Raw genomic sequence first — 12029 nt, forward strand, 5'->3', positions numbered from 1 at the left:
TTTGTGTGAACATGCGACGACCCGGTTGCCCTAATTAAAGATTTATTGACTTAACCGTTTCGTCCAAGCCACAAGCGCTTCTAAATGTGTACGTACAACCTTGCGGGTTGGTTCATCGTGGAGTTGACCAGCGCTAAACTTTTTATCTGCAAAGGTAATCATCACCTCAGGTTTATTTAAGGGATGCATGTTGGTATTAACCGTTACTTGACGTAAGTGATGTTGGCCGCGTGCCGTGCCATAAGCGCCAACGCTTGCGCCGATAATGCCCAAAGGCTTGCCGCTGAGTGGCATCTCGCCAGCGCTGCCGGGCCGCGAAGCCCAATCGATGGCATTTTTTAATACCCCAGGAATCGAGTAGTTATATTCTGGCGTGGCGATCAGTAAGGCATCGGCGTTGCTAATGGCCTCACGCAAGGCAACAACAGCGGCGGGAAAGCCCTCGCGTTCGACATCCTCGTTGAACAACTCGATGTCGTGCAAGGTGACGATGCTAAACTCCACGTCGGCGGGCATTAATTCGGCGGCGGCGTGCAGCAGGGCTGTGTTAAACGAATCCTTGCGCAAGCTGCCCGAAATTCCAACAATCTTGAGTGGGTCTGCCATAGACGAACTTCCTCCAACAATGAGTTATTGATAATCACACCCTGATTGTATCGCGATAATACGATCGTGTTGTCCGCAGGCCTGTCCATCTTTTTGTCCTTGGCAGCGTCCGTATTCTGGTTAAATGATAAAAGAGCAGCAGGTGCTGCTCTTGGAAGTGCTGTTACAACCATCTCTCGCTTAGGGGCGTTTCCATTTACGGCAGGTAATTTTGGTACCTTCGCCGACGATCGATTCAATTTCGAACTCGTCCATGAGCCGCTTTGCACCTGGCATCCCCATCCCCATCCCCTTGGAGGTGGTGTAGCCATCCTGCATCACGAGGCTAATATCCTCGATGCCTGGCCCTTGGTCTTCGCAGACGACCTGAAGCCCTTTGCGGAGCCCCTGTTGTATTTCGCTCACTGTGACAGTACCTTCACCGGCGTAGAGATAAATATTCCGTGCCAGTTCGGAGATCGCGGTAGCAATCCGTGCTTGGTCGATAGCGCCAAAGCCCATTGACTTAGCCATATCGCGGGCTGCCATCCGTGCCGCCACAATGTCGAGGTCGCTCTGAATTGTGATGACTTTATTAGGCATTGCCATCCGCATTGTTCTCCGTAATCAGCCGCAACTTAGCGATGCCTTTTTCCAAATTCAGCGCCGTTGTGACACCAGGCAACTCAAGCCCCAGCTCTACCAACGTAATTGCGACGGCAGGTTGCAACCCTGTAATAACAACGGTTGTCCCCATCAGGCGTGCCATCGCCGCAATATCACTAATTAAGCGGCCTACGAAGCTGTCTAGTACATCCATCGCCGTTAGATCGATGATGACCCCTTTTGCTTTGGTCTCATAGATCTTCTGGAGAACCGCGTCTTTGAACTGAATTGCTTGCATGTCATACAGGGCAACCTGAACTGAAGCAATTAAAAAGTTCTCGATCTTAAGAATTGGAATATTAACGATGTCCAAGCGGCCTCCCTGAAGTCGAACGCGAAGATGAGCCACAACAAAAGCTTGCGAATGGAGTATATGCCTATTATACGGTATGATATTGCTACTCGGCAAGCGTGAGTTTGCTGCTCACTTCGGAGTAATTTTCGCTATCATACCGCATAAATCGTCTTGATGCACAGCTTTTTAGGCCTGGCCTAGGCTATAACAGGACTTATGGATTATGCACGGGCAGTTTTGGTGCAAGGGAAGCCAATGTTTAATGCACTTTTGATGCTCTGGCGTGGTTTGGCTGGGCATTGCCCCACATGCGGCTATGGGCGTATGTTCAAAACATTTTTTGGCCTAAACGAGGGCTGTGCTGCCTGCGGCCTGCGCTATGAGGGCACTGGCGACCAAAGCACTGGCGCAATGGGGATTTCATTAACGATTACGGTTGCGCTAGGCTTTGCTGGCGCATTAATTCTGGTCTGGCAATGGCCCGCCCATTTGATTCTCGGCACTGCTGGTTTAATTAGTGTGCTTAGTATTTTTCAACTCTTTTGCTATCGGGTTTCGCGCGGCTTCTGGATTGGGATTCTGGCGATAACTGGGGCGGTTCACGAGGATGAAAATCGCGATCAGTTCTATCTTTAAGGCTTGGTTAAATGTTCGCTCAAGCAGCGGTTTTTGGCTTGCTTGGCATCGTTTTTGCCCTACAATAGTCAAGCCGTTTGATTATGTATGAATGTGGAAAGAAGCGTCCCATGGCTGAGTTGCTAACCTACGACACAGTTGCTGAACCACTGAATCTGGCTGACCCGAAAAATTTTCTGAATCGTGAATTGAGTGCCTTGGCTTTTCATCGCCGCGTTTTAGAGGAAGCGCTCGATCCATCGTTGCCCTTGTTGGAGCGGGTAAAATTTTTGGCGATCTTCAGCACCAATCTCGATGAGTTTTTTATGATTCGGGTTTCGGGTATTCGCCAGCAAGTTGCAGCACGGGTGTTTGAGCGCTCGGCTGATGGCAAAACACCGCTTGAGCAGTTGCGGGCAATTCGCGCCGCAGTCGCCCCATTAATGGAGTTGCAACGCTCGTGTTTTACCCAAGATTTGCAACCAAAGCTTGCTGCCGAAGGCGTATTTATTCACGAATATCAGCAGCTTTCGATTCATCAACAGGCATGGCTGAAAAATTATTTTGATAATGAAATTTTTCCCGTATTAACGCCCTTGGCCTTTGATCCAGGCCACCCGTTTCCGCATATTTCCAATTTGAGCCTGAATTTGGCAGTCGTGATTCAAGACCCTGATAACGACGAGCATTTTGCGCGGATCAAGGTGCCTGCTTCGTTGCCGCGCTTGGTGGCAGTGCCGAGCGAGCAGCCAAATACTGTCTGTTTTACCTGGCTCGAACAAATTATTGCCGAAAATATTAGCACGTTGTTTCCTGGTATGCAGGTTTCCGAGGCCTATACCTTTCGGGTTATTCGCAACGCCGATGTTGAAATTGAAGAAGATGAAGCCGCCGATTTGCTGGAAACGATTCAGGCTGGGGTGCGTCAACGCCGTTTTGGCTCGGTAACGAAGCTCTCGGTGCATTCAAGTATGCCGCCGCGGATTGTTGAATTGCTGATCGAGAATCTTGAAGTTGAGCGCGACGACGTCTATCAATTAAATGGTTCGCTTGATTTGAGCAGCCTCATGAGCGTTGTGCGGTTGGAGCGTTGGCAGTTGAAATTGCCACCATTCAAGCCAAGCGTGCCAGCGGTGCTTTCAACGGGCGAAGATTTATTTAATGTGGTGCAACGTCGTGATGTGCTACTGCACCATCCGTATGATTCATTCATGCCAGTTGTTGATTTTTTGCAGGCCGCAGCGCGTGATCCCAATGTGTTGGCAATTAAGCAAACCCTCTATCGGGTTGGCTCGAACTCGCCCATCGTTAAGGCCTTGCTCAAAGCCCGCGAGAACGATAAGCAAGTTGCGGTGTTGGTTGAGCTTAAAGCCCGCTTTGATGAAGAAAATAACATTGAATGGGCTAAGGCGCTTGAACGTGAAGGCGTGCATGTGGTTTATGGCTTGATGGGCTTAAAAACCCATTGCAAAGTTGCTTTGGTGGTGCGCAAAGAACGTGATGGCTTGTCGCGCTATTTGCATCTTGGCACAGGCAATTACAACGCCGTGACCGCCAATATTTATACAGATCTTGGCTTACTGACCTGCAATCAGGAATTTGGGGCTGATGCCTCGGATTTATTCAATTATTTGACTGGCTATTCGCGCCAAAACCACTTTCGTAAATTGTGGATTGCGCCGATTAACCTACGCCGACGCTTGACCCAAATGATTGAGCGCGAGATTCAGCATCAGCAAGCTGGGCGTGGAGGCAAACTCTTTTTCAAAATGAATTCGCTGGTTGACCCAACCATTATTCAGTTGCTGTATCGGGCTTCGCAGGCTGGGGTTGAAATTCAGCTCTTGGTGCGGGGCATGTGTTCGTTGCGGCCTGGAGTTGAAGGCTTGAGCGAACATATTCAGGTGCGCAGCATTGTTGGACGCTTCTTGGAGCATAGTCGGCTCTATTATGCGCGCAATGGTGGCGATGAGCAATTATATGTTGGCAGCGCCGATCTGATGGAGCGCAACTTAGATCGGCGGGTCGAAGTGTTGTTTCCAATCGAAGATCCTAGTTTGTTGAACTACGTTCGTGAAGAGATTTTGGGCGTGGCATGGCGTGATACCCTAAAAGCGCGGATATTGCTGCCCAATGGTTTGTATGGCTGTGCGTTGCCACCCGCTGGTGAGGAACCATTCGATAGCCAGCTCTATTTTTTGCGTCGCCACACCGCTTAAGCTACCATAAAAGCGAACTCGTCTGAGTTCGCTCTTTGCTTTAACCTCTGCTCAATTCCATAATTGCAATTTGTTTGGGGGAAATCACAATGACTGCTTGTGGTGGTGCCCAGTTTTCGTGTAGCCAGCTTTTGCTGCAATTGGTTATTTTTGGCTTGGCCAATGGGGCGATTATTGGCTTGAATGCCATTAGCGTTACATTGGTGTATAGCGTTGTGCGCATGCTCAATTTTGCCCATGGCGATTTATTTTCGTTGCTCACAGTGCTGGCTGCCGAATCGATTGCAATTTTGGGCTTACAGGTTGATCAGGCTTGGTGGTGGCTTGGCTTTGGTTTGCTGGCGGTGTTGCTTATTTGTGCTTTAGTTGGGGCGGGCACAGGCGTAATTATCGAGCAGATTGGCTTTCGGCCTTTTCGCGGCGCATCCCGTTTAGCGCCATTGATGGCAACCCTCGGCATCTCGTTTATGCTCTATCAAGCAGCTTTGTTTGTGCGCACCTTGACCAACGCAGTGATTCCAGGTGAACATCGTAGTGTGCCTGGTATTCCTGAGGTAGCGCGAATTAACGTGCCCGATTTGTTGCCGCATGGCAATTTGTTTGGCGATGCGGCGTTAGTATTGCAGGGCAAAGATTTGATTGTCGTGGGGCTGGCGCTGGCAGTAGCGTTGGGCGTGCATTGGCTGCTCAAGCGCACCCGTTTTGGCTGGAAATTGCAGGCGAGCGCTGCCGACCCAACCATGGCCCAACTTTGTGGGATCAACTATAGCGCGACCTTGCGCCAAACCTTTGCGCTTGGTGGGGCCTTGGCAGGCTTGGCGGCGCTGTTGTTTGCCTTATATTACACCGCGCCCTATACCAATTATGGGGCGCAAAGTGGCTTAATCGCCTTTACAGCGGCCTTGCTTGGCGGGATTGGCCGCCCATTGGGAGCCTTGCTGAGTGGCTTGGCATTGGGTTTGTTGGCCGCCTTCAGTGATTATTTTATTGCTGCTCAATGGACTCCGGCGCTAACCCTTGGCTTATTAGTGTTGATTGTTGTGCTCCGTCAGCAGCCAAGCAACGATAGCCCGATTAATACAGCGATTTTTGGTACAGTTCAGTCTGTAAAACAAAATTGGCGTTGGTTATTGATGCCTGCATTACTTGCTTGCGTGCCATTGCTCAATAATTTGTTTGAATTAGGCATTCAAGTTGCAGCAATTCAAATGCTAATTTATGGCTTGCTGGCCTTGGGTTTAAATGTGATTGTTGGTTGGGGCGGCATGCTTGATCTTGGCTATGCTGCGCCCTTTGTGCTTGGAGCCTATTTGGTTGGCTTGATGAGTACTGGCTTGCATGGCGGCTGGCAAACTTGGCTTGCATCAGGGGAATTGATTGGAATTATCTTGGTTTGCTGCTTGAGTGGTGGCGTGTTTGGCTGGCTGATTGGCGTTTTGGCAGCGCGCTTGGATAATGAATTGTTGGCGATCGTTACATTTGCCTTGGGCGTGATAGCGCACCGAATTGCCCAAAACTGGCGCAGCGTAACCAATGGCGCAAGTGGGATTGCTGGCGTACCGCCGCTTCAACTATTTGGCCTTGATTTAGCTGCTCCAAGTGCAAGCTATTATGCAATTTTGGCGGTTGTCGTTGGGGTTGGGGTGCTCGGCTATAATCTATTGCGTTCGCGCTATGGGCGGGCGCTGTCGGCCCTGGCCAGCGATGAATTGGCGGCAGCGAGCGTGGGAGTTGAGCCGATCGCAATCAAGCGTTTGGCCTATACCTGGGGTGGCAGTGTGGCGGCCTTGGCTGGCGGCTTATTCGCTGCGAGTTTTAGCTATATTTCGCCTGGTTTAGCCGAATTTCGGGTTTCGGCAATTGCGTTAATTATTGTGGTTTTGGCTGGCTCGCGGCGAATTATTGCCCCGTTGATTGCAGCATTGTTGGTATTAGGTTATGATCTTTTGTTGATTCCCAAGGTTGGCAAGCTCTTTGATGATTTGCGTGAGCAAACTGGCAACTGGCTGTGGAGCGCGATTAATCCACGGGGGGCGAATTTTCTGAGTTTTGGCTTGATGCTCTATTTGACGGTGCTGTATCGAGCACGAGCGCGCCGTGGATAGTGTTGATCCACGAAGGACACGAAGGACACGAAGGACACGAAGGACTGAAACCACGAAGAATGCGAAGAGCGCGAAGAATAATTTTTAGCCACAGATTGACTCAGATTGGGTTTTTTTTGGCCACGAATTGCCCGAATTGCACGAATAATGCTCCGATAGCAGATAGCCAACAACCTATACCCATTGGATTCTCTGCGCATCTGCGTTAATCTCTAAAATGCATGAAGGATTGCAACCGCGAAGAACGCGAAGATCGCGAAGACCATTTTTAGCCACAGATTGACACAGATTTGTGCGATTATGTTCTATGCTCTCTGCTCTCTGTTCTTTTTTGCCTTCTGCCTTTTGCCTTTTGATTTGAAGTGAAATGGTTGCAACTCCCCCGCTTTTAAGCCATAATAGGCACTAACGTTCAGGCTCAAAACAAACAACGCGATGTTGCGGCAGGCTCTTTCTGGCTAGCGGCATCGTTTTTTAATTAATCGTAGTACAAGGAGTTGCAATGAACGTTGCTGAATTACCACCGCAGTTTGCCCCACTGCCCCAACGGATTAACCGACTCTATGAGTTGGCCTATAACCTTTGGTGGAGTTGGCAACCAGAAGCCCAAGCACTCTACCAAACGATTGATGCAACGTTATGGGAGCGCACGGGCCATAATCCGGTGAAATTTTTGCGTGAAGTTAGCTTGGCTAGCCTCGAACAAAAAGCCCTTGATAGCAATTATTTGGCCCAGTATGATCGGGTAACGATCAAATTTGATCATTATATGCGTGATGATCGTACTTGGTTTGCCCGCACCCATCCTGAGCATAAAGATCACACGATTGCCTATTTTTCAGCTGAATTTGGCATTCACGAATCGTTGCCAATTTACTCTGGCGGCTTGGGCATTTTGTCTGGCGACCATTGTAAAGAAGCCAGCGATATTGGCTTGCCGTTTGTTGGAGTTGGCTTTTTATATCCCCAAGGCTATTTTCGCCAATTTATCAATAGCGAAGGCACCCAGGAAGCCCTTTACGAACGCTTGAATTTTGCCGAGTTGCCAGCCTTGGTGGTGCGCAATAGCGATGGCAGCGAACTGCGCGTGAGCGTCGATCTGCCCGGGCGCACGGTGTTTGTTAAAGTGTGGCGCTTCCAAGTTGGCCGCATTACCTTGCTGCTGATGGATACCGATGTTGATGAAAATCGGCCTGAAGATCGCGAATTATCGGCCCGCTTGTATGGCGGCGATCAATGGCTGCGGGTCGCCCAAGAAATTATCTTGGGGATTGCAGGCGTGCGGGTGTTACGCGCCCTCAACATCAACCCAACTGTGTGGCATATGAACGAAGGCCACTCAGCATTTTTGGGCTTAGAATTGTTGCGCGAACGGGTGCAGCGCGGCGAGAACCTTGAGCATGCTATTACCGAAGTGCGCAAGCGTTCAGTCTTTACTACCCACACCCCTGTGCCAGCTGGCAACGATGCCTTCCCACTCGATTTGATTGATCAGTTTTTCCACAACTATTGGCCACAACTGGGCATCGATCGCGATACCTTTATGAATATTGCGTTGCAGCAACAAAGCTGGGGGCCAACCTTCAGCATGACCGTGCTGGCCTTGCGCTTATCGGAATATCATAACGGCGTGAGCGAATTGCACGGCGCTGTGGCTCGCCAAATGTGGCAGTTCTTGTATCCAGGCAAATCGGTTGATGAAGTGCCAATTGGCCATGTGACCAACGGCGTGCACTCGGATACGTGGTTGGCTCCAGCCATGGCCAATATGTATGATTCGGTGCTTGGCGCTGGTTGGCGCGAAGTGATGGACGAGCCTACAACTTGGGATCGCATCACCAACATGCCCGATGAAGTGCTTTGGGGCGTGCACTCTGGCTTGAAGCACGATTTGGCGCGCTTTATTCGCGAACGAGCTTGGCAACGCCAACGCCGACTTGGCTATCACCGCGACGATGCAATTAGCGGCGATGTTAATCCTAATGCCTTGTTGATCGGCTTTGCGCGGCGGTTTGCCACCTACAAACGGGCAACCTTGATTTTCCGCGATCTGGATCGGATCAAGCGGATTTTGAATAATCCAGATCGCCCAGTGCAAATTATTTTCGCTGGTAAATCGCACCCAGCAGATGAGCCAGGCAAGAGCTTTATTCGTGCCGTCTACAACATGGCTCGCGACCCAGAGCTACGCGGCAAGATCTTCTTTATTGAAGAATACGATATTAATGTTGGCCGCCATTTGGTGCAAAGCGTTGACGTATGGTTGAACAACCCACGCCGACCGTTGGAAGCATCGGGTACGAGCGGCGAAAAAGCTGGTATGAACGGGGTTCCAAACCTGAGCGTGCTTGATGGTTGGTGGCGCGAAGCCTACAACGGCAAGAACGGCTGGGCAATTGGCCGCGAAGCTGGCTACGACGATCTCGAACAACAAGATATTGACGATGCTGAATCGTTGTATAGCTTGTTGGAAAACGAAGTTGTGCCAGCCTTCTACGAGCGCGATGCCAATGGCTTGCCCCACAAGTGGATTGCAACCATGAAGGAATCGATTCGCACGGTTGCGCCAGAATTTAGCTTCCGCCGCATGCTCAAAGATTATGTGGCCCAATACTACGTGCCAGGCATGCAAGCCGAATAAGCAGCCGTTTGTAGCGTGAGCCTGTGCTACACACTAGTGCTTTTTTGGCTTGTCAACAATGTTTGTCAGTCAAACAAACGAGCATGGTTTTGAAAAAGCTCAAAATCGTGCTCGTTTGGTGTTTTTAGGCTAAAACTTCGTTCGTTGATCGATCTTTATTGAATGATTATTTATCGTCCCTTAACCCAACTTCTTTCCCACCCAGTGAGTGAGGAGCGTAATGCAGGAGATTTGGCTGCTTCGTTGGCTATCGAGGGCGGTAGCTCTTTGCCAAAATTCACTCTTGACAAGTGTACAACTTTACTATATTGTAATGGAAACGCTTCCATTACTTCAGATAGCCAAAATTCAATCTAAAAAGACCTTTTTCGCTGCCAATTCTCGAAACACTCGTTTTTGCTCGGCTGACTATGTTGCCCAAAACGAGAATTTTTTAGCAATATAATGGAAACGTTTCCATAAAAAATTAGCGTATCATAAAGGAGTCTACTCAGAATCAATTGCCAGTCTACGCCAATCAATTCCGCAAGACCCTGACGTTTGGTTTCATCAATGAGGATACACCACAATGAAACGACCATGGATTCGCTCGTTTAGTTTGCTTGTCGGCTTGATCTTGGCTGGATGTGGCGAGGCTGCCACGCCAACCGCGCTTCCCTCCAATTCAACAGTTGAGGCCACCTCTGGTGCTGCAATTGGCACGGTTACGCTTTGGTTTCACTCAGGCCAGGGTGCTGAACGCGATGCCTTGAATGCAACGCTCCAAGCCTTCGCCGCCAAAAATTCAGCGATCAAAGTTGAAGCAATCGAATTGCCCGAAGGTGCCTACAACGATCAGGTCAATGCTGCTGCCTTGGCTGGCGAATTGCCCTGTTTGCTCGATTTTGATGGGCCGTTTGTTTATAACTATGCGTGGTCGGGCTATTTGCAACCCTTAGATTCGTTGATTGCTGCTGAGGTTAAAGCCGATTTCTTGCCCTCAATCATTCAACAAGGCACCTACAACGGCAAATTGTATAGCCTTGGCCAGTTCGATTCGGGCTTGGGCTTCTATGCCAATAAAGCGCTGTTGGAAAAAGCTGGGGTGCGGATTCCAAGCCTTGAGCAGCCATGGACGCGGGCTGAGCTTGATCAGGCCTTGAGTAAACTCAAAGCCAATGGCTTGCAGTATCCGCTTGAATTGAAAATGAATTATGGCCGTGGCGAATGGTTTAGTTATGGGTTTTCGCCCTTCTTGCAATCGTTTGGCGGCGATTTGATCGATCGCTCGAATTATCAAAAAGCAACTAGCACCTTGAACGGAGCTGCTTCGGTCGAAGCAATGCAATGGTTTCAAAGCTTGTTTAGCAATGGCTATGTGAATCCCAAGCCTGCTGGCGACACCGATTTTGCTGAGGGTAAGGCTGCCTTGAGCTGGGTTGGGCACTGGGCATACCCCGATTATGCCAAGGCTCTGGGCGCTGATTTATTGGTTTTGCCTGCCGCCGATTTGGGCAAAGGCCCAAAAACGGGCATGGGTTCGTGGAATTGGGGCATTACCAGCAAGTGTGAGAACCCTGCTGCCGCTGCTGAAGTGCTTTCGTTCATTGTTTCGCCAGAAGAAGTGTTGCGCATGAGCGATGCTAACGGTGCAGTGCCAGCGCGCAGCTCGGCAATTGCCAAATCAAAATTATTTGGTGATGGCGCTCCGCTGAATATCTATGTGCAACAATTGACCAAAGGCATTGCTGTGCCGCGCCCAATCACGCCCGCTTATCCAGTGATTACCAGCGCGTTTGCTGAAGCAGTCGACAATATTGTGGCTGGAGCTGATGTGCAAGCCGAATTGGATAAAGCGGCCCAAAAAATTGATGCCGATATTGAAGATAATCAAGGCTATCCGGTGAAGTAGCAGCTTTAATTGATCAAGCCGTTGCTTGCAGCGGCTTGGTTCTTCCCAAGGAGTCTTGCTTATGAGTATTGCAAAATCGCCACAGGCGCAGCCAAAAGCTAGGCCGCACACCCCTATACTGAGCTGGAAACGGCGTGAACAACGCGTAGCTTGGGCCTTCGTTGCTCCTGCATTGCTGTTGCTGAGCATCTTTTTGATTGCGCCATTTGGTTTGGCGTTCTATCTCTCGCTGACCGACCAACGTTTGGTGCCAAACCTCAATCTACCAACCCGTTTTGTTGGCTTCAAACATTATTTGGCAATGTGGCAAGACGCCACCTTTGTGCGTGCGTTGCTGAATAATTTCTTGTTTGTGCTCATTGTGGTTCCAGTCCAAACCAGTTTTGCCCTCTTTTTGGCAGTCTTGGTCAACCAAAAGCTTAAGGCGATCAACTTCTTTCGCACGATCTATTTTATTCCGGTTGTCACGATGATGGCGATTGTGGCGGTGGTTTGGACCTTTCTCTACAATCCCGATCAGGGCATTATTAACAGCTTTATTCAAACCATCAGTTTTGGCCAGCTTGGCCCATATCGCTGGCTGGAAGACCCAAAATTGGCCTTCCCTGCAATTATGCTGATGTCGATTTGGCAGGGTGTGGGCTTTCAGATGGTGATTTATCTGGCTGGCTTGCAGGAAATTCCTGGCGAATTGTACGAAGCAGCTCAATTGGATGGTGCCAATGGATGGCAACAGTTTCGCTTTGTGACGCTGCCCCAATTGCGCAACACTTCAGTATTTGTGGTAATTTCGACCACAATTATGGCCTTCAAATTGTTTGATCAAGTTGAGATTATGACCAAAGGCGGCCCTAACGATGCGACGGTTACCGCAATGCTGCATATTGTGAATAGTGGCTTTCGCACCCAAAAAGTTGGCTATGCTTCGGCGCTTTCGGTGGTGTTTTTTGTGATTGTGTTGCTGATTTCGCTTGGCCAACGCATGGTTAATCGGCCAGAAAGGTAGCTTGTT

General features: G+C 49.7%; 9 protein-coding genes. 6 read left to right on the plus strand and 3 right to left on the minus strand.

Going from position 1 to position 12029, the window contains the following annotated elements; genetic code table 11:
* Window positions 1-42 precede the first annotated feature (42 nt).
* From SE18_RS09770 to SE18_RS09780, 3 genes are all read right to left on the minus strand, one after another.
* On the minus strand, window positions 43-606 hold the full coding sequence (locus SE18_RS09770; protein ID WP_054534261.1) for an NADPH-dependent FMN reductase: 564 nt from the start codon (window positions 604-606) through the stop codon (window positions 43-45).
* A 180-nt stretch (window positions 607-786) separates the two neighbouring features.
* Window positions 787-1200 (minus strand): anti-sigma regulatory factor, encoded by a 414-nt coding sequence (locus tag SE18_RS09775; protein ID WP_110513958.1) that lies wholly within the window; start codon window positions 1198-1200, stop codon window positions 787-789.
* Entirely contained in the window at window positions 1181-1564 is a 384-nt protein-coding gene (locus SE18_RS09780) for an STAS domain-containing protein (protein ID WP_012190223.1), read from the minus strand. The genes SE18_RS09775 and SE18_RS09780 overlap by 20 nt, the downstream gene beginning before the upstream one ends.
* A gap of 237 nt (window positions 1565-1801) precedes the next feature.
* Here SE18_RS09780 and SE18_RS09785 point away from each other — a divergent pair, with 237 nt between their 5' ends.
* The 6 genes from SE18_RS09785 to SE18_RS09815 all read left to right on the plus strand — a co-directional run bounded on the left by SE18_RS09785 (window position 1802) and on the right by SE18_RS09815 (window position 12023).
* Window positions 1802-2182 (plus strand): DUF983 domain-containing protein, encoded by a 381-nt coding sequence (locus SE18_RS09785; protein WP_160319491.1) that lies wholly within the window; start codon window positions 1802-1804, stop codon window positions 2180-2182.
* A 110-nt stretch (window positions 2183-2292) separates the two neighbouring features.
* Window positions 2293-4380 carry a polyphosphate kinase 1 gene (ppk1, locus tag SE18_RS09790; protein WP_054534264.1) on the plus strand — a complete coding sequence of 696 codons (2088 nt, stop codon included), beginning with the start codon at window positions 2293-2295 and terminating at the stop codon, window positions 4378-4380.
* 89 nt (window positions 4381-4469) lie between these two features.
* Window positions 4470-6485: an ABC transporter permease gene (locus SE18_RS09795; protein ID WP_054534265.1), complete on the plus strand. Its 2016-nt coding sequence runs from the start codon at window positions 4470-4472 to the stop codon at window positions 6483-6485.
* Window positions 6486-6987: 502 nt separating this feature from the next.
* Window positions 6988-9126 (plus strand): alpha-glucan family phosphorylase, encoded by a 2139-nt coding sequence (gene glgP, locus SE18_RS09800; protein WP_054534266.1) that lies wholly within the window; start codon window positions 6988-6990, stop codon window positions 9124-9126.
* A gap of 568 nt (window positions 9127-9694) precedes the next feature.
* On the plus strand, window positions 9695-11017 hold the full coding sequence (locus SE18_RS09810) for an ABC transporter substrate-binding protein (RefSeq protein WP_054534268.1): 1323 nt from the start codon (window positions 9695-9697) through the stop codon (window positions 11015-11017).
* A gap of 61 nt (window positions 11018-11078) precedes the next feature.
* Window positions 11079-12023, plus strand: coding sequence for a carbohydrate ABC transporter permease (locus tag SE18_RS09815; protein WP_083469812.1), 945 nt, complete (start codon window positions 11079-11081; stop codon window positions 12021-12023).
* Window positions 12024-12029 lie beyond the last annotated feature (6 nt).

The organism is Herpetosiphon geysericola (assembly GCF_001306135.1).
Taxonomy (GTDB): Bacteria; Chloroflexota; Chloroflexia; order Chloroflexales; family Herpetosiphonaceae; genus Herpetosiphon; species Herpetosiphon geysericola.